18 protein-coding genes are annotated in these 18,625 nt (G+C 65.4%); 4 read left to right on the plus strand and 14 right to left on the minus strand.

Annotated elements, in window-relative coordinates; genetic code table 11:
- Window positions 1-199 precede the first annotated feature (199 nt).
- From BSQ44_RS20670 to BSQ44_RS20680, 3 genes are read left to right on the plus strand one after another with little or no spacing between them, the layout of a single operon-like run.
- Window positions 200-703 carry a putative pterin-binding protein gene (locus BSQ44_RS20670; RefSeq protein WP_072606978.1) on the plus strand — a complete coding sequence of 168 codons (504 nt, stop codon included), beginning with the start codon at window positions 200-202 and terminating at the stop codon, window positions 701-703.
- Window positions 700-2,925, plus strand: a complete 2,226-nt coding sequence (locus tag BSQ44_RS20675) for an ATP-binding protein (protein ID WP_083534851.1) — start codon at window positions 700-702, stop codon at window positions 2,923-2,925. Before BSQ44_RS20670 ends, BSQ44_RS20675 begins: the two co-directional genes overlap by 4 nt.
- Before the next feature lie 16 nt (window positions 2,926-2,941).
- The gene (locus tag BSQ44_RS20680) at window positions 2,942-4,009 is read left to right on the plus strand and encodes an HD domain-containing phosphohydrolase (RefSeq protein ID WP_072606979.1); all 1,068 of its coding nucleotides are present in this window, start codon (window positions 2,942-2,944) and stop codon (window positions 4,007-4,009) included.
- A 19-nt stretch (window positions 4,010-4,028) separates the two neighbouring features.
- Here the strand turns inward: BSQ44_RS20680 and dgcN are convergent, their stop codons facing one another.
- From dgcN to BSQ44_RS27005, 4 genes are all read right to left on the minus strand, one after another.
- Complete coding sequence (dgcN, locus tag BSQ44_RS20685) at window positions 4,029-5,027, minus strand: N-acetyltransferase DgcN (protein ID WP_072606980.1); 999 nt, start codon at window positions 5,025-5,027, stop codon at window positions 4,029-4,031.
- A 99-nt stretch (window positions 5,028-5,126) separates the two neighbouring features.
- Entirely contained in the window at window positions 5,127-6,014 is an 888-nt protein-coding gene (locus BSQ44_RS20690; protein WP_210187891.1) for a DMT family transporter, read from the minus strand.
- Window positions 6,011-6,964, minus strand: a complete 954-nt coding sequence (locus BSQ44_RS20695; RefSeq protein ID WP_072606981.1) for an NAD(P)H-dependent flavin oxidoreductase — start codon at window positions 6,962-6,964, stop codon at window positions 6,011-6,013. The genes BSQ44_RS20690 and BSQ44_RS20695 overlap by 4 nt, the downstream gene beginning before the upstream one ends.
- On the minus strand, window positions 6,951-7,679 hold the full coding sequence (locus tag BSQ44_RS27005) for a hypothetical protein (protein ID WP_157894654.1): 729 nt from the start codon (window positions 7,677-7,679) through the stop codon (window positions 6,951-6,953). The genes BSQ44_RS20695 and BSQ44_RS27005 overlap by 14 nt, the downstream gene beginning before the upstream one ends.
- A gap of 24 nt (window positions 7,680-7,703) precedes the next feature.
- Here BSQ44_RS27005 and BSQ44_RS27010 point away from each other — a divergent pair, with 24 nt between their 5' ends.
- Window positions 7,704-8,486: a hypothetical protein gene (locus tag BSQ44_RS27010; protein WP_157894655.1), complete on the plus strand. Its 783-nt coding sequence runs from the start codon at window positions 7,704-7,706 to the stop codon at window positions 8,484-8,486.
- A gap of 9 nt (window positions 8,487-8,495) precedes the next feature.
- Here BSQ44_RS27010 and BSQ44_RS20705 read toward each other — a convergent pair whose 3' ends face one another.
- The 10 genes from BSQ44_RS20705 to BSQ44_RS20750 form a co-directional block, all read right to left on the minus strand.
- On the minus strand, window positions 8,496-10,097 hold the full coding sequence (locus BSQ44_RS20705; protein WP_072606983.1) for a cisplatin damage response ATP-dependent DNA ligase: 1,602 nt from the start codon (window positions 10,095-10,097) through the stop codon (window positions 8,496-8,498).
- A 2-nt stretch (window positions 10,098-10,099) separates the two neighbouring features.
- Entirely contained in the window at window positions 10,100-10,495 is a 396-nt protein-coding gene (locus BSQ44_RS20710) for a YkvA family protein (RefSeq protein WP_072606984.1), read from the minus strand.
- On the minus strand, window positions 10,495-11,505 hold the full coding sequence (locus BSQ44_RS20715; protein WP_072606985.1) for a ligase-associated DNA damage response exonuclease: 1,011 nt from the start codon (window positions 11,503-11,505) through the stop codon (window positions 10,495-10,497). Before BSQ44_RS20715 ends, BSQ44_RS20710 begins: the two co-directional genes overlap by 1 nt.
- A gap of 147 nt (window positions 11,506-11,652) precedes the next feature.
- Window positions 11,653-12,603 (minus strand): beta-hydroxyaspartate dehydratase BhcB, encoded by a 951-nt coding sequence (gene bhcB / locus BSQ44_RS20720; protein WP_072606986.1) that lies wholly within the window; start codon window positions 12,601-12,603, stop codon window positions 11,653-11,655.
- 7 nt (window positions 12,604-12,610) lie between these two features.
- Window positions 12,611-13,438: a dipeptide ABC transporter ATP-binding protein gene (locus BSQ44_RS20725; RefSeq protein WP_072606987.1), complete on the minus strand. Its 828-nt coding sequence runs from the start codon at window positions 13,436-13,438 to the stop codon at window positions 12,611-12,613.
- Complete coding sequence (locus tag BSQ44_RS20730; RefSeq protein WP_072606988.1) at window positions 13,435-14,286, minus strand: ABC transporter ATP-binding protein; 852 nt, start codon at window positions 14,284-14,286, stop codon at window positions 13,435-13,437. The genes BSQ44_RS20725 and BSQ44_RS20730 overlap by 4 nt, the downstream gene beginning before the upstream one ends.
- Before the next feature lie 93 nt (window positions 14,287-14,379).
- Window positions 14,380-14,943, minus strand: a complete 564-nt coding sequence (locus BSQ44_RS20735) for a hypothetical protein (protein ID WP_157894656.1) — start codon at window positions 14,941-14,943, stop codon at window positions 14,380-14,382.
- A 2-nt stretch (window positions 14,944-14,945) separates the two neighbouring features.
- Window positions 14,946-15,863: an ABC transporter permease subunit gene (locus BSQ44_RS20740; protein ID WP_072606990.1), complete on the minus strand. Its 918-nt coding sequence runs from the start codon at window positions 15,861-15,863 to the stop codon at window positions 14,946-14,948.
- Window positions 15,864-15,871: 8 nt separating this feature from the next.
- Entirely contained in the window at window positions 15,872-16,876 is a 1,005-nt protein-coding gene (locus BSQ44_RS20745; RefSeq protein WP_072606991.1) for an ABC transporter permease subunit, read from the minus strand.
- A gap of 104 nt (window positions 16,877-16,980) precedes the next feature.
- Window positions 16,981-18,573: an ABC transporter substrate-binding protein gene (locus BSQ44_RS20750; protein ID WP_072606992.1), complete on the minus strand. Its 1,593-nt coding sequence runs from the start codon at window positions 18,571-18,573 to the stop codon at window positions 16,981-16,983.
- Window positions 18,574-18,625 lie beyond the last annotated feature (52 nt).

The following is an 18,625-nucleotide window of genomic DNA, read 5'->3' on the forward strand; positions in this document are numbered from 1 at the left end:
ATCGAGATTCAAGGGCCGACTGCTAACGCTGGGGCAACGGTGGGGATCGAGGGCCTGATGGCCACGAAGGCATGATGCCGCTTCCCGCCGGCCGGCGCCGCCGGCATGCAAACCTCCCGTGATTTTAGCCGTTCCGCGGAACGATAGGCCTCGCCCGTCGCGATGAGCGGCATTGCCGAACCCGAAAGGTCTCCCTCGTATGAGAGCCCTCCTGATTTCCTGTGCGCTCGCAATGCTCGGCGCCACGTCCACGCTCGCAGCCGAACTCGGCCAGCCGAAGGGCACCGTCATCCTTTCCGTCACCGGCGCCATCGAGCGCACCAACAGCGGCGAGGCCGCCGAGTTCGACCTCGCGATGCTGGAAGAGATCGCCGGCCGCAGCGCCTCCATGCGCACGCCCTGGACGGATAGCGTCACCGAATTCGAGGGCCCCTATCTCGACGCGCTGCTGGAGGCGGTCGGGGCGCACGGCCACAAACTGGTGGTTAAGGCGCTGAACGACTACTCCGCCGAACTGCCCCTCGAGGACGCGCGCGATTTCGAGACGATCCTGGCGCTTCGCATGAACGGCGAGACCATGTCCGTCCGCGAGAAGGGTCCGCTGTTCCTCATCTACCCGTTCGACAAGAACCCCGAACTCTACAACGAAAAGTATTTCTCCCGATCGGTGTGGCAGATCCGCGAGATCGAGGTCGTCGATTGAACACGCAGCTCACAGCCAGCCAGGATGCCGTCCGCAAGGCGCGCGTAGCGACGAGATATCTGATCGCGCTCTCGCTCGGCCTCATGGTGGCGCTCGGCGGCATGTTCGCACATTTGTCGAACCGGCAGAACACCTTGCGCGACAGCATTCGCGAGGACGCGCTGTGGGCCGTCTACCAGCTCGACCGGGAAGCGCGGACCCTGTCGGAATCCCTCCACAAGCTTTCCGGGGCCCAAGACGACGACGCCCGGCAGACGCTGGCGCTGCGCTACGACATCCTCTATTCGCGCCTGTCCATCCTCGACAACAGCCAGTACGCCGCCTTCTTCGAGGACAATGACAGCATCGTCCGCAACCGGGCGCTCATCCGCGAGATGGTCCTGTGGATGGAGCCGCCCTTCAACGCGCTCGGCGCCGGGCAGGCGCACTCACCGTCCCTGCTGGCCCCGGTGGTCGAGACCCTGCCGCACCTTTTGCAGGTGACCAACGATCTGCTGACCTACACCAACTCGTCGGTCTCCTCCGACCGGGCGGAAGCGCGCGAAGAGGTCATGCGCCTACAGCGGATGTCGGCAATGATCGTGGTGGCCCTCACCCTTTCGATCGGACTTCTGGTGCTCAACCTCCGGCAGCAGGTCGCACACGTCAAGAAGGCCAGCGTGGAGCTGGAGAACATCGCCGCGAAGCTGTCCGATGCCTACAGCGCCGCGGAAGCCGGCAATCGTGCGAAGTCGCAGTTCATGGCGACGATCGGCCACGAGATCCGCACGCCGCTCAACGCCATCCTCGGCATGGCCGAACTGCTCGGCCATGCGCGTCTCGAGGAGGAGGACAAGGCAAACGTGCGCGTCATCACCAGTTCGGGAACCGCGCTGCTGGAGATCATCAACGAAATCCTCGATTTCGCCAAGCTGGAGCATGGCGACACGCCGCCCGAAAGCGTCCCCTTCGACGCGAGGGAACTCGTAAAGGACGCCATGCGGGTCATGGACGGCCGCGCACGCGAACAGGGAAACGAACTTTCGTGCGCCTGCGCGACACTCGGCGGCGACGGATGGTACCTCGGCGATCCCGCCAGGCTGCGGCGGGTCGTGCTGAACCTGCTCAGCAACGCGGTGAAGTTCACCGATCAGGGCAAGGTCGTAGCGCGAGTCGAGGAAAAACGTGACGGCGCGGGCGGATTGCGCCTGCGCTTCAGCGTTTCGGACACCGGCATCGGCATCCCCGAGGACGCCCGCCACCGGCTCTTCAATGCCTTCAGCCAGGTCGACGGCACGATCAGCCGCCGATACGGGGGGACGGGCCTCGGGCTCGCCATCTGCAAGCGCATCGTGGAGGAGATGTCCGGAGAAATCGGCGTCGACAGCACGCCTGGGAGGGGAAGCACCTTCTGGTTCGAGGTTCCGGCGGTGGCGACCGTCGCATCGCCCGCGGCGCCGGTCGCGACATCGGAACGATCCGACCCGCTGCCGATCCTGCGTATCCTCCTGGTCGAGGACAACCTCGTGAACCGGCAGGTGGCGGTGAAATTCCTGGAGATGCTGAACCAGTCGGTCGAGATCGCCGTCGACGGCGAGCAGGCCGTCCGCATGTGTTCGCGGGACAGGTTCGATCTTATCCTGATGGACATGCAGATGCCCCTCATGGACGGCATCGCGGCGACCCGTGCGATCCGCGCGGCGGGCGACTGGCGCGCGCTCGTCCCCATCATTGCGATGACGGCCAGCGCTTCCGAGACGGATCGCTCTCTGTGCCGCGACGCCGGGATGAGCGGTTTCGAAGCCAAGCCGATTTCCTCGGCGAAGCTCGCAGCCCTCATCCGCGCCTACGGGGCGTCAGGTTCGTCCGCGCTGCCGGCGCATGGAACCGCCGGCGCGGGCGCGCCGCCGAATGCAGCGTCTACGCCCGATCGCGACCAAGCGCGGGTCGACGAACTTGTCGAGGCGGTCGGCCGCGAGGCCTTCGACGCCTTGGTCGAAGTCTTCTTCGCCGATACCTCCGCTCTCCTTGCTGATCTCGCCCGCGCGATGAAGACGCACGATCTCGAGCTCTTCGACCGGTCACTTCACTCCCTCAAGGGCTCGGCGTCCAATCTCGGCTTCGTCAAATGCGCCGACCTCGCCGAAGAACTGCGGTCGGCACGGCTGAGCGAGGTCGCCGTCTCTCGGATGGCGGCGGAGATCGCCCGGCTGAGCGAGGAACGTTCCGCATGTGCCGCATGATCAGGAAGGTAGTGTAATGGGTGAACTCAAGGTCCTCATTGTCGAGGACAGCCATGCCAATCTGATGCTCATGGAGATGCTGGTGCGGCAGACACCGGGCTGCACGGCGATCACCTATGCCGATCCGCTGAAAGTGATTGCGGAAATGGACCGGCTCGAGTTCGACATCGCGCTGGTCGATTTCCGGCTGCCGGGCATGGACGGCATCGAGCTGCTGACCGCCTTGCGAAACGTGCCGCGGTTCGAGGAAAAGCCGATCGTCATGGTGACAGCCGACCGGGAGGCGCATATCAGGCTGCGCGCCATCAAGGCCGGCGCGGTGGAGTTCCTGCACAAGCCGATCGAGCCGATCGAGTTCAAGGCGCGCCTCGGCAACCTCGTGCGCCTCTGCGAGGTCCAGCGCAAGCTGGCCGACCAGGCGGCGTGGCTGCGCACCGAGGTCGACAAGGCGACGAAGGAGCTTCGCGAGCGGGAGGAGGAGATCATCAGCCGCCTCACCCTGGCCGCCGGCTACAAGGACCGCGAGACGGCCGCCCATACGAAGCGCATGGCGATCTATTCGGCCATGATCGCCAGGGAACTCGGCTTGAAGGAAGAACTCTGCCGCGACATCCAGCTCGCCGCGCCGATGCACGACATCGGCAAGGTCGGCATCCGCGACGATGTCCTCCTCAAGGATTCCGGCCTGGATGAAGGTGAGCGCACCCACATCAACGAGCATGCCGAGATCGGCGCCTCCATCCTGCACGGCTCCAAATGCGGATTGCTCAAGCTGGCCGCCGAAATCGCGCTTGCGCATCACGAGCGCTGGGACGGCGCCGGTTATCCGCTGCAACTCGCGGGAAAGTCGATTCCGCTCGTCGCCCGCATCGCGTCGGTGGCCGACGTATTCGACGCGCTGACCTCGGACCGGCCCTACAAGGCCGCCTGGAGCGTCGACCGCGCCTTCGCTTTCCTGCGTCAGGAGGCGGGCGCCCAGTTCGATCCCGATTGCGTGGCGGCATTCGAGCGCTGCCGCAAGCAGGTGCTGGAGGTCATGCAGCAGAACCCCGACGACGAACTGCCGAATTCCGCCGTCGCGTGACCGCAGTCTTCTGACCGGATCAGGCCTGAAGCGCGTCCACGAGGCGGGCGGCGCCGTCGCGGAACGGATCGACGGTCGCAAGCCCCATGCGCGCCTCGATCTTCTCCAGGCACTGGCGCGCCTCTTCGTCCCCGAGCGCGGCGGTGTTCACCGCGATGCCGGCGACTGTCACATCCGGATTGACGATCCGCGCCGTCGCGAGCGCGAGATCGCGCAGCGCCTCCAGCGAAGGCAACTGGTAGTGTGGCAGGCCGCGCATGTGGGTGCGGGTGGGCTCGTGGCAGAGAACCAGCGCATCCGGCCGCCCGCCATGCACCAGCGCCATCGTCACCCCGGAATACGACGGATGGAATAGGCTCCCCTGCCCCTCGATCAGGTCCCAGTGGTCCGCATCGTTGTCCGGCGTCAGCCATTCGACGCTGCCTGCCATGAAGTCGGCCACCACTGCGTCGAGCGGGACGCCCGAGCCGGTGATGAGGATGCCGGTCTGGCCGGTGGCGCGGAAGGTCGCCTTCATGCCGCGTCCGCGCATCTCGCGCTCCATGGCAAGCGCGGTGTACATCTTGCCCACCGAACAGTCCGTGCCGACGGCCAGGCATCGCTTGCCGGTGCGCGGCTTCCCGTCGGCGATCGGATAGCTCACGGTCGGAAGACGCACGTCGAAGAGCTGCGTCCCGGCCCGCTCGGCCGCGGCCACGAGTTCGGGGATGTCGGAAAGCCGGTTGTGCAGCCCCGATGCGATGTCCATGCCTGCTTCGGCCGCTTCGACCAGCGTCCTCACCCAGTCCTTCGAAATCACCCCGCCCCGGTTCGCGGCGCCCACGACCAGCGTCGCCGCACCAGCGTCCCGCGCTTCGGCGATCGTCATGTCCGGCAGCTTCATGTCCGCCTTGCAGGCCTCCAGCCTCAGCTGGCCGAGCGCGAATTCCGGCCGCCAGTCGCGAATGCCCTGCGCCACCTTGGCCGCGAGCTGGTCAGGAGCGTCTCCGAGGAAGAGCAGGTATGGGGTCTTGAGCATGTCGAAATCCGCGCGCTGTTTCGCACCGATAGGAGCGGTGTCGGTCCGCCGGTGTCAAGGCCGTGCGGAAGGCTCAACGCGAAACCACGGCGTATGCCTTCATTCGCGCGATCGTTCCCGCCAGGCGATGACGAGGGAGCCGCCAATGATCATCATCGCCCCGATGACGGTGTTGATGCCGGGCCGCTCGCCGAAGACCGCGTAGTCGTAGAGGCCGGCGAAGACCAGCGCCGAGTAGAACAGCGGTATCACGAAACTGGCGTCGCCCCGCTTCAGCGCCTGCAGGAGCAGCGCCTGTGCCGCGACCATGGCGAAACCGATTCCCGCCAGCAGCATCCACTGCATGGGCGTCGGCCAGATCCACACGAAACTTGCGGCGCCGATTGCCAGGACGCCTCCGATCATGTTGCCGATGGCAAGAATCCTGAGCGGCGTCTCGATGTTGGTCAGCCGCTTGACGAGCACGACTTCCAGCCCGACGAGCAGGGCCGCGAGCAACGCGATCATCGCGGCCGGCTGGAAAGCGTCCGTGCCCGGCCGGACGAGGACCACCGCTCCGACGAAGGCTACGAAGGCCGCGCCCCAGCGCCATTTCCCCACCGTCTCGCCGAGGATCGGGATCGCCAGAACCATGGCGACGATCGGATTGAGAAAGCCGATGGCGGTGGCGTCGGCAAGCCGCATGAAAGCGGCCGCGGCGAAGAGACAGGTGACGCCCGACCAGCCCGCCGCCACGCGCAGCACGTGATTGCCCCACGCAGCGCCCCGCAGCGGCGGCCGGTACCAAGCGATTACCGGCGCCAACGCCACCAGCGCGAAGATGTACCGGCCGGCCGTCACCTGCAGCGGGTGGATCGGCGGACCTTCGACGGCGCGGCCGAGCATCTTGGCAAAGAGCATCGTGGCCGCGACCAGCGCACAGGCGAGGATCATCATCGCCACCGGCAACAGGACCTCGCGGGACCGCTTGCCGGCTTCTTCGGTCACGCGGCGAGCTTCCGCCTGGCAGCCTCGTATTCGCCCACCAGCCTGTCGACCAGTTCGGCGGCCGTCGTCACGGCCTCGACCGCGCCGATCCCCTGCCCGCAGCCCCAGATGTGTTTCCAGGCCTTGGTCTTGTCGCTGCCGAAGTTCATCTTCGAAGGATCGGAAGCCGGCAGATCGTCGGGGTCGAGCCCCTGAGCGCGGATCGACCCCTTGAGGTAGTTGCCGTGCACGCCTGTGAAGAGGTTCGAATAGACGATGTCGGCCGCCTTCGAGTCGACGATCATTTGCTTATAGGCGTCCTCGGCGCGCGCCTCCCGCGTGGCGATGAAGGGCGAGCCGATATAGGCCATATCGGCGCCCATGGCTTGCGCCGCGAGGATCGCGCCGCCATTGGCGATGGCGCCCGAAAGCAGAAGCGGCCCGTCGAACCACTGCCGGATTTCCTGGACCAGCGCGAAAGGCGACAGCGTGCCGGCATGGCCGCCCGCGCCCGCCGCCACCGCGATCAGCCCGTCCGCGCCCTTCTCGATCGCCTTGCGCGCATGGCGGTCGTGGATGATGTCATGCAGCACGATACCGCCATAGGAGTGGACCGCCTGGTTCACTTCCTCGACCGCGCCGAGCGACGTGATGACGACGGGCACCTTGTACTTCACGCACATCTGGAGATCGTGCTGAAGGCGGGTGTTGGACTTGTGGACGATCTGGTTCACCGCGAAGGGTGCCGCCGGCTGAGCCGGGTTCGCCCGGTCATGCGCGGCGAGTTCCTCGGTGATCTGCGCCAGCCATTCGTCGAGTTGCGCCTCGGGCCGAGCGTTGAGCGCGGGGAACGAACCGACGATGCCTGCCTTGCACTGCGCGAGCACGAGCGGCGGATGCGAAATGATGAAGAGCGGCGAGCCGACCACCGGGATGCGCAGGTTCTTCTTCAGGATTTCAGGCAAGGCCATGCACGCTCTCTCCCGGCGGATTGTTGACGTTTCCGTAAAGGTCGCTTCTAGCAGAATGCGGCTTTGCGGCAACCGCGTCGCGACGTTCCATACACCCCCGCGCAACCGGGCCGCGGCCCGCGCGTTGCGCCGAGAACACAGCGCCGCTGTTGATTGCGCCGACCCGTCCGGCTAACCATGTCGGCGGGGATGCGAGGAACCTGAATTGAATCCGATCGAAAAGACGATCAGGAGCGCGCTCGAAAAGGGCGATGCGGGCGATCGCAGCTTCCGCGAGAAAGTCTATCGTTCCGTGCACGCCGCGCTGGAACGAAGCATCGCCAACAATCCGCAGCTCGACGACGAGACCATAGGGCAGCGGCGCCAGATGCTGAAGGCGAGCATCAGCACGGTCGAATCCGAGTTCGTCGTTGCGACCCTTCCCATCGACGATGCCGAAACGCCCTCGCGCGCAGAGCCCGAACCGGCGGAAGAACCCGCCGAGCCCGAGGCGCCCGCGGACACCGACGATGGATCGGCGGACGAGACGAATCTTCCCGGGGAGCCGCCCGTCGAGCAGGAACCCGTCGCCGTTGACACCGTCGAGCCGCCGGATGACCGGCCATATCGCCGGGCGCCACAGGTCGCTGCCGAGGATACCGGTCAGGATGAGCCCGCCGATATCGCGATGCCCGTCATCGAGCCCCGCGTAGATGGTGAGGACCGGCAACTGCATTCGCGTGGCACCCGCGGCGGCCCGTTGCGCAGGGCACGGACCGAACGCAGCGAACCCGGTTTCGAAGACGACGTCCTCGCCGCGGTGCCTTCCGCCTCCGTCGATCCCTATTCGCCGGACCTGCAGGGCGAGTATCGCGCGGCGCCGAAACGGCGGCGCGGACGCGCCTATGCCATCGCCTTCCTGGTTCTGACGCTCCTGGCGGCGGTCGCCATGGGTGCTTGGTGGACCATCGACCAGGGCCTCTTCATGTCGGCCGAGGAGCGCGACACCAGCGTGCCGAATCCCCCGCTCGCTCTCCAAGAAGAGGAATTCGCGCCGGAAGGCAACGATCCTTCGCCACCGCTCGCGAGCGTCTCCGACGACGAGGCCGACTGGATCACGATCTTCGATCCGACGGATCCGACGCGCGTCTCGACCCCGCCCGGCGCCGAGGCCGCGGTGGTGGATTCGGACGGCGGACAGGTGCTGCGCATCCGCACCGCCTCTCCCGACGAGCCGGTGATATTCGACGTCGGCCAGGGCATTCTCGATCGCATTGCCGGGCGGCGCACCGTGTTCAACGTCGTCGCCGCCGCGGAAGAGGGAGAACCGACACAGATCTCCGTCACCTGCGACTTCGGTGCCCTGGGCGATTGCGGCCGCAACCGTTACGACGTGACCGTGGAGCAGACCGATCTCCTCTTCGACCTCGACGTTCCGGCCGGAGAACCTGTCGCCGGAGGCACGATCTCGATCGTCTCCGACGTGGAGAACCAGGGCCGCGCGGTGGATATTCGCGACATCCGCGTCTCAGTCCAGGATTAGCCCTCCCGGTCAGTCGAGCATCGCCTGCAGGGTCTCCAGCCGGTCCGCCTCCGCCGCCGGCTTGTCCCAGCGCAGCCGCGAGATGCGCGGAAAACGCATCGCCACGCCCGATTTGTGCCGCTGCGAGCGGTTCAGCCCTTCGAAGGCGATCTCCAGCACGAGCCCGTGCGTGGTGTCCGCCCTCACCGACCGCACCGGTCCGAAGCGCTCCACCGTATTGTCGCGCACGAACTTGTCGATCTGCCGAAGTTCCTCGTCGGTAAATCCGAAATAGGCTTTTCCGACCGGCACCAGTTCCGGCTTCTCCTCGGGCCCGGTCCATACGCCGAACGTATAGTCGGAATAGAAACTCGACCGCTTGCCGTGGCCGCGCTGGGCATACATCAGAACGGCGTCGACGGTGTGCGGATCGCGCTTCCACTTGAACCACGGCCCCTTCGGTCGGCCCGGCACATAGGCCGAATCCCAGCGCTTCAGCATCACCCCCTCGATTATGGGATGCGGCGGGTTGCAGCGCTTCTCCTCCAGTTCTTGCCAGCCTTCGAACGCCACGAAGGGCGACAGGTCGAACCTTTCACTGGGCAGGCCCGCGGCGAAGGCCTCCAGCCGCTGCCGCCGCTCGCGGAACGGCAACGGCCGCAGGTCTTCGCCTCCGACCTGGAGCAGGTCGTAGCACCGGACGAAAACCGGAAACTTCTCCCGCATCTTCGCCGACACCGTCTTGCGGTTCAACCTCTGCTGGAGATCGGAGAAGGTGCCCGTGTGCTGCCCGGCGACCCCGACCAGCAGTTCGCCATCTATGGCAGCGTCGAATTCGATCGCCTCCATGAGGTCGGGAAACGCGCCCGAGATGTCGTCGCCCGTGCGCGAATAAAGCCGCACCACGCCGCCCTCGGCTACAGTCTGTACCCGGATGCCGTCCCACTTCCATTCGGCAGCGTAGTCGGCAGGTTCGAGCTTTTCGAGATCGCCTTCGGCGACCGCGTTGGAAAGCATGACAGGCCGGAACAGCGCGTAGGCCGCTGCCACCGGCTTTTCGACGCGTCCTTCCAGCCAGGCGAACAATTCTTCGTAAGGGGCATCGAGCCCGTGCCAGAGTTCCTCGATCTCGGAAACGTCCACCTGCCCGACATCGGCAAGCGCCTGTTTGGCCATGCGCGCGGAGACGCCGATCCGCATGCCGCCGGTCACCAGCTTGATAAGCGCGAAGCGGGAGGACGCTTCCAGCCGGTCGAGCAGTCCGGCGAATACGGCAGGCCCCTGAACCCGCCCTGCATTGAGCAGGGCCTCGACCGCATCCGACAGCGACAGTTCGGAATTGCGTCGCTCGACGTCGGGCGCGGCGGGCCACACGAGCGATACCGTCTCCGCGAGGTCGCCGACATAGTCGTAGGAATAGGCAAACAGCACCGCGTCCATCCGCTCCATCACCAGCGCGCGCAGCATGGCCGGCTTGACGCCCGGAATGTCCAGGTCCCCCGTGATCGCAGCAAGCGCGATGCCGCGATCCGGGTCGGGCGTGGAGCGGAAGTAATCGGAAAGCAGCTTCAGCTTCGCATTGCGCGACGGCGTCAGGACGAGACGATCTAGGAGTTCGGCGAAGCGGCGCACGTCTACCTCCCGGCCCCCTGATCGGGCCAAAACAACCATGCCAGCAGCACGGCGACGGCGATCCAGACAACGATAACGATCGCCGCGCCGGCCGCGCTACGCGGCCGCTGCAATTGCTGAACGGCGTCGCGCCGGAATTCCGCCATAAGCGCATCCGGGATCAGCCTGACAGCCAGGGCGATGCCGAGCGGAAGCAGGATCAGGTCGTCGAGGTAGCCGATGATAGGGATGAAATCTGGGACGAGATCGATCGGGCTCAGCGCATAGGCCGCCGCCGTAGCCGCGACCAGCTTGGCGGCGACAGGCGTGCGGCTGTCGCGCGCGGCAAACCAGAGCGCAACCACGTCCCGCTCGATCTCGCGCGCCCGGTCTTTCAGGCGCGAAAAAGCCCCCGTCATCAATCCTCCTCGTCCTCGTAGCCGACGAGATGCAGCGGGCGGGCGGCGATGCCGTTGATCTGGCACCAGCGCACGATCGCCTCCTCGCGCCCGTGCGTGACCCAGACCTCCCCTGCTCCGGTCTCGGTAATGGTGGCGACCAGTTCGTCCCAGTCGGCGTGGTCGGAAAGGATCAGCGGCAGTTCCACCCCGCGCTGCTTCGCCCGTTGGCGGATGCGCATCCAGCCCGACGCAAAGGCAGACACCGGATCGGCGAAACGGCGCGCCCAGCGGTCGGAAAACGCCGATGGCGGCCCGACCACGATCCGGCCGGCGAAGTCCGTCTTGCCGCCCTTGTCGACGGTCGCCGGCTCCAGCGCTCCGAGCTCGACCCCCTGCGTGGCATAATAGTCGCAGAGCCGTTGCAGCGCCCCGTGGACGAAGATCGGCTCCGAGTATCCCGCGTCGCGCAAAAGGCGGATGACGCGCTGCGCCTTGCCCAGCGAATAGGCTCCGACCAGGTGCGTGCGCTCCGGGAACTGTGCCACCGATTTCAGCAACGTCGCGATCTCCTCGCGATCGTCGGGATGGCGGAAGACCGGGAGGCCGAAGGTCGCCTCGGTGATGAAGACGTCGCACGACACCGGCTCGAAGCCGCGGCAGGTCGGGTCGGCCCGTCGCTTGTAGTCGCCCGACGCGACGATGCACTGCCCGCTATGCGCCACCCGTATCTGCGCCGAACCCAGCACATGCCCTGCCGGGTAGAACGTGACGGATACGCCGTTGATGGAGATCTCCTCGCCGAGGGCGGCCGCCTGCGTGGAACCGGCAAAATCCTCTCCGCAGCGGATCGCCATGATGTCCAGCGTCTCGCGCGTCGCCAGCACCGCGCCATGGCCCGGCCGCGCGTGATCGGAATGCCCGTGCGTGATCAGCGCCTTGTCGACCGGCTTCACCGGATCGATGAAGAAGTCGCCGGGCGGACAGTAGAGGCCTTCGGGTCTGGGCTGCAGCAGGTCTGACGGACGCATCCAGCCAAGATAGTGTTTTCGCGGCACGGGAGAAGATGCCTTGCGGGAGGGAGCGTACGGCTGCTGCCAATCCAGCCCCTTAAGCGGTCATGCTCGGGACGAGCCCTAGCATGACGGCATCGGCAACGGCAGAACCGATGCGGCCGATTACCCCGCCCAGGGCAGCCGGTCGAGATCGACGTTGCCGCCCGTGAGGATGATCCCCACCCTCTGGCCCGCGAACAGTTCCCGGTTCTTCAGCACCGCCGCTACCGCCACCGCACTCGACGGCTCGATGACGATCTTCATGCGCTCCCAGACGAGGCGCATGGCATCGACGATTTCCTTTTCCGACACCGTCAGCACCTCGCTGACGTGGTTCGCCACGAAATGGAAGGTGAGCGGCTTCAGCGAGGCCTTCAGCCCGTCGGCGATCGTCTGCGGCGCATCGTCCTCGACGATATGGCCAGCGCGCTTCGAGCGACAGGCATCGTCGGCCTGCTCGGGCTCCGCCGCATAGACCTTCGTCGCGGGGGAGAAGCCCGAAGCCGCGAGGCACGTCCCGCTGATCAGCCCGCCGCCGCCGACCGGAGCGACGATCGCATCGAGGTGTCCGGCGTCCTGCAGCAGTTCCAGCCCGCAGGTGCCCTGCCCCGCGATCACGTGGGCATCGTCGAACGGATGGATAAAGTTCGCGCCGGTCCGCTCCAGGACCGCGGCGACCGCCTCTTCGCGGGACCTGGTCCCCGGCGGACAGGTCACCACTTCGCCGCCATAGCCGCGCACGCCGTCAAACTTCGGCTTCGCCGCAGTCTTGGGCATGACGATCGTCGAATGGATGCCGCGCCGCCCAGCGGCATAGGCGATGGCCTGTCCGTGATTGCCGGAGGAATGCGTGGCGACGCCGCGCTTCGCCTCCTCGTCCGTCAGGCTGAAGACCGCGTTGCAGGCGCCGCGCGCCTTGAAGGCGCCGACCTTCTGGAAATTCTCGCACTTGAAGAACAGGCTGGCACCGGCGAGATCGCCGAGCTGGCCGTTGGTCAGGACCGGTGTGCGGTGAACGTGTGGTCCGATGCGATCCTGAGCGGCAAGAACGTCGTCGAATGTCGGGATGTCCATGGGACGCTCAGGCCGCCTTCTTCGCCAGCCGCTGCCGGATGCTCTCGACATCGGCGCGCGGCGTCGCCGCGAACAGCGTCCTGGTGTATTCGTGCTTCGGGTCGGCGAACACCGCGTCGCGCGAGCCGTACTCCACCGCCTCGCCGAAATACATGACCATCACCTCGTCGGCGATGTACTTCACCACCGACAGATCGTGGCTGATGAAGACGTAGGTGAGCTCGAACTCGTCCTGCAGGTCGGCGAGCAGGTTCAAGACCTGCGCCTGCACCGAAAGGTCGAGCGCCGAGACCGGCTCGTCGAGCACCAGCAGGCGCGGATTGAGCATCAGCGCGCGCGCGATGGCGATGCGCTGCCTCTGGCCGCCGGAGAACATGTGCGGATAGCGGTTGAAGTGCTCCGGCGCGAGGCCGACCTTGAGCAGCATCTGCATGGCCTTGTCGCGCCGTTCGGAGGCGGGCATGCCGGTATTGACCAACAGCGGCTCGCCCAGCACGTCGCCGATCTTCTGGCGCGGATTGAGCGATCCGTAGGGGTTCTGGAAGACGATCTGCACCTTGCGGCGCATCTCCGGCGTCATCGACTGCGTGCGGATGTCGACCGGCACGCCATCGATGAAGAGCTCGCCGTCGGTCTGGGCGTCGATCATGGTGATGATGCGCGCCAACGTGGACTTGCCGCAGCCGGATTCGCCCACGATCGCCAGGGTCTTTCCCTTCTCCACCTTGAACGAGACGCCCTTGACCGCGTGTACCACGCGCTCCTGCGAGAACAGCCCGCCGCCCATGCGATAGTCGCGAACAATGTTGCGGCCTTCGACGACGATCTCGCTCATCGGGCGTCTCCCGCCGCTTCAAAACCTTCCATGAAGCTGGCAATGGTCGGCAGCCTGTCGCCAGTCGCGCGCTCGGGCAGCGCCGAAAGCAGCGCCTTGGTGTAGTTGCTCTTCGGGTTCTCGAACAGCGACAGCACGTCGGCCTCCTCCATCTTGCGCCCCTTGTACTGGACGATCACGCGGTCGGCGGTCTCGGCCACCACGCCCATGTTGTGGGTGATCATGATCAGGCCCATGCCGTGTTCCACCTGCAGCGACATCAGGAGATCGAGGATCTGCTTCTGAATGGTGACGTCGAGCGCCGTGGTCGGTTCGTCGGCGATCAGGAGCTTCGGGTTGCAGGCGAGCGCCATGGCGATCATCACGCGCTGGCACTGGCCGCCCGACATCTGGTGCGGGAAGGAGGACAGCCGCTGTTCGGGATCGGGAATGCCGACGTCGCGCAGCAGTTCGGCCGCGCGGGCGCGCCGCGCCTTGCGGTCGAGCCCGAGATGGAAGCGTAGCACCTCCTCGATCTGGAACCCGACCGTGAAGCAGGGGTTCAGGCTCGACATCGGCTCCTGGAAGATCATGGCGATGTCCTTGCCGATCAGCTTGCGGCGGTCCGCCTCGCTCATGTTCAGGATGTCGCGGCCTTCGAACTCCATCCGGTCGGCCGTCACCTTCGCCGTCCACGGCAGGAGCCCCATGACGGCGAGCATCGACACCGACTTGCCCGATCCGGATTCGCCCACGATCGCCAGCACCTCCCGCTCGTCGACCGAGAGCGAAATGCCGTCGACCGCCCGGAACGGCCCGCTTGCGGTGGCGAATTCGACGACGAGGTTTTCGATGGTCAGAAGGGGCATGGTCGAATCCCGATTGGATTTTTGCTTCGAAGACGCCTATGTTGATGGCGAACAGGTGAGATCTCTACGTTGTCCAAGCCGCGCCCCCTACCTTCAGTTCCGCCTATCAGCGGGCAAACCGGCCCGCGTCCCGGATATTGACGCACTGCCGCTCAGCGCAGCTTCGGCAGTAACGGCGAACTCACGCCAAGCGTCCCACATTCGCAGATAATCCTCGTACATCGATATCTGCTGCTCACGCGATAGAGCTACGAAGCTTGGTGCACGCATGTCCTCAACGATCGAGTCGATGGCATTCCGTTGTCTCGCATAAAGCACGACCGGATCGATCACAGCCTCCGGCAGCACGTGGATCTCGTTTACCAGCGCCTCAAACACAGACTGACGAACCGGCCGCGGGACTGAAACAGAATAGGCCGGGTCGCGCTCGTAGCGCGACTTCACCAGTACGAGTTGCTCGGCCACATCGTGTTGAACCAGGTTTCTCAATTCGCTTCTGATTTCCGCGCGAATCGCAATCTGGAAATCCCTGACCTTCTCATCCCGCCTCGCCTGCTCCAGTTTTCGCCCTTGCCGGAAGTTCAGTTGGACGACAGCAAGACTGATAAGACCCGAGATGATCGCTGCGACGATGGCAGGTCCAACCCAGGCCTCCACCCTCAACTCCTCTTCAACTTCGGGTCCAGCGCATCCCGCAATCCGTCGCCCATGAGGTTGATGGCCAGCACGGTGACAAGGATCGCGATGCCGGGGAGCGTGACCACCCACCAGGCGCGCAGGATGAACTCGCGCGCCTCGGCAAGCATGGTCCCCCATTCGGGCGTCGGTGGTTGCGCGCCCATGCCCAGGAAGCCGAGCGCGGCGGCGTCGAGGATCGCAGTCGAGAAGGACAGCGTCGCCTGCACGATCAATGGCGCCATGCAGTTGGGCAGGATGGTCAGGAACATCAGCCGGAGCGGCTTGGCCCCGGCGACCCTTGCGGCCACCACGTAATCCTTGCCCTTCTCGGACATCACCGCCGCGCGCGTCAGGCGCACGAAATGCGGCTGCAGCACGAGCGCGATGGCTATCATCGCGTTCATCAGGCCGGGGCCGAGCACGGCGACCAGCACCAGCGCCAGGAGCAGTGACGGGAAGGCAAGGATGATATCCATCAGCCGCATGATGACCGTGTCCACCCAGCCGCGGAAATAGCCGGCGATCACGCCGACGAAGATGCCGCCGGTGAGCGCCAGCGTCGTCACCACCACGCCGATGAACAGCGAGTACTGCGCGCCGAAAAGAAGCCTCGAGAGGATATCGCGGCCGACCTGGTCAGTCCCCAAGAGGAATGCCGTGCTTCCGCCGTCCTGCCAGAACGGAGGAACGAGGATAGCGTCACGGAACTGGGCGTTGGGATCGTAGGGCGCGATGACATAAGCCAGCAGCGCCAGCACGACGAGGAGGACGAAAACGACGAGGCCGATCACCGCGCCCTTGTTTTCGGAGAAGTAGAACCAGAACTCGGTCAGCATCTGCCGCCGGGAGGCAGCGCCCGCCTTGGCCTGGTCCATTGCCGTGGTTGTCGCCTGAGCCATAGCCGACCTCAGTGCCTGATGCGCGGATTGATGAGGCCGTACAGGATGTCGACCATGAGATTGACCAGCATGATAATGGCGGCGATCAGAAGCAGTCCGCCCTGGATGACCGGATAGTCCCGCCGGAACACCGAATCCACCATCCACTTGCCGATACCGGGCCACGAAAAGATCGTCTCGGTGAGGATGGCGCCGGCGAGCATCACGCCCACCTGCAGCCCGATCGTGGTGACCACCGGGATCATGGCATTGCGCAGAGAATGGACGGCGATGACGCGGAACGGCGGCATGCCCTTGGCGCGCGCCGTGCGCACGTAGTCCTCGCCCAGCACCTCCAGCATGGCCGAGCGCGTCTGGCGCGCGATGACCGCGAGCGGGATGGTGCCGAGCACGATCGTAGGCAGGATCAGATGGCTCGCGGCCGAGCGGAAGGCTCCCGCCTGTCCCGACAAGAGCGAATCGATCAGCATGAAACCGGTTGTCTGCGGGAAGTAGTAGAGCAGCGATATCCGGCCCGAGACCGGCGTCCATTGCAGGATGCCCGAAAACAGGATGATGAGCAGCAGCCCCCACCAGAAGATCGGCATGGAATAGCCGACAAGGGCGGTGCCCATGATCGTCTGGTCGAAGAACGAGCCGCGCTTGATGGCCGCGAAGACCCCGGCCGGGATGCCGATCAGCACCGCGAAGATGATGGCGCACAGCGACAGTTCCAGCGTCGCCGGAAAGAGCTCGCCAAACTGGTAGAGCACCGGCTGCTTGGTGACGATCGAGGTACCGAAATCGCCGGAAAGGATGCCGCCAAGATAGTCGACATACTGCACGACCAGCGGCCGGTCGTAGCCGAGTTCGCGCGAGATCTGCTCGTAGCGATCCTGCGACATCACCCGTTCGCCCGACATCAGCATGACGGGGTCGCCGGGAAGCAGCCGGATGAAGGAGAACGCGATGATCGAGACCCCGATGAAGGTCGGGATCAAGACGGCCAGTCGGCCGACGAGGAACCTGAGCATCTGATACCCTTGTTGCCGGAGATCAGCGACACCCGGCTGAGTAGCACAAAAGCAGCGGGGGCGCTCGCGTCGCGATCGCCCCCGCAGCCCGTTTCACCTACAGCTTATTCGGCGAGGTCGACGCCGGAGAAGCTGTGCTGGCCGAGCGGGCTCATCACATAGCCCTGCACTTCCTTGCGCATCGGCATCACGACCAGGCTGTGATCGATCGTGGCCCACGGCGCCTCGCGCTTGAAGACCTCCTGCGCCTGTTCGTAGAGCTTGGTGCGCTCGTCCTTGTCGGTCGTGGTCTTGGCCTTGTTGACGAGGTCGTCGAACTCCTCGTTGCACCACTGCGCGCGGTTGTTGCCGCCGACGGCGTCGCAGCCGAGCAGGGTGTGGAGGAAGTTGTCCGGGTCGCCGTTGTCGCCGGTCCAGCCGAGCATCACGGCGCCGTCGCGGTCCTTCTCCTTGGAGCGCGAGAGATACTCCGCCCATTCGTAGGAGACGACCTCGGCTTCGACGCCGACCGCCGCCAGATCAGACTGGATGAGTTCGGCTGCGCGGCGCGCGTTGAGCATGTAGGGGCGCGCCACCGGCATCGCCCATACCTTCATCTTGAGGTCCGTGACGCCGGCTTCCTCGAGCATCTTCTTGGCCGCTTCCGGATCGTACGGATCGTCCTGGATGGCATCGTTGTAGGACCACATCGTCGGCGGGATCGGGTTCTTGGCCGGCGTGGCCGCGCCCTGGAACACGGCGTCGACGATCGCTTCCTTGTTGATCGCCATGTTCAGCGCCTTGCGCACCTCGGTCTTGTCGAAGGGCGCCTGGGTGGTGTTGTAGGCGAGATAGGCGACGTTGAGGCCTTCCTGCTCCATCACCGTCAGGTCCGGATTGGACTTCATGGACTCGACGTCCGCGGCATTCGGATACGGGAAGATGTGGCACTCGCCGGCTTGCAGCTTCTGCAGGCGCACCGCCGCGTCGGTCGTGATGGCGAAGACGAGATCGTCGATCGCCTCCTTGCCCTTCCAGTAGTCCTCGTTGGCGCGATAGCGGATCACCGCGTCCTGCTGGTAGTTCACGAACTCGAAGGGACCGGTGCCCAGCGGCATCTGGTTGAGCTGGTCCATCTTGCCGTCGGCTTCCAGCTTGTCGGCGTATTCCTTCGACATGATGGAGGCGAAGTCCATGCCGAGATTGGCCAGGAACGGCGCTTCAGGCTTGTTGAGGGTGAACTTCACCGTCATGTCGTCGACCTTCTCGATCGACTTGATCAGGTCGGGCATGCCCATGCCGTTGAAGTATTCCCAGGCGGCGCCGGCAACGTACTGGTTCCACGGGTTGTCGGCGTTCAGCTGGCGCTCGAACGAGTAGATGACGTCATCGGCGTTCATGTCGCGCGAGGGCGAGAAGAAGTCGGTGGACTGGAACTTGACCCCCGGGCGAAGCTTGAAGGTGTATTCCAGCCCGTCGTCGGAGACTTCCCAGCTCTCGGCCAGACCAGGTTCGATCTGGGTCGTGCCCGGCGTGAACTCGACGAGACGGTTGTAGACCGGGCGTGAGGAGGCGTCGAAGGTGGTACCGGCCGTGTAGAGCGCGGGGTCGAAGCCTTCCGGCGAACCTTCCGAGCAATAGACCAGGGTCTTCGCGCTTGCCGCGCCGCTCAACACCGTCGCGGCCAGCAGAGCGGCCGCGAAACTGAACCTTTTCATATGTTTGATACTCCCGTGTCTTTTTGGCCGGAACCGTTGTGCCCCGGCCCGT

It is taken from the genome of Aquibium oceanicum (assembly GCF_001889605.1).
Classification (GTDB): domain Bacteria; phylum Pseudomonadota; class Alphaproteobacteria; order Rhizobiales; family Rhizobiaceae; genus Aquibium; species Aquibium oceanicum.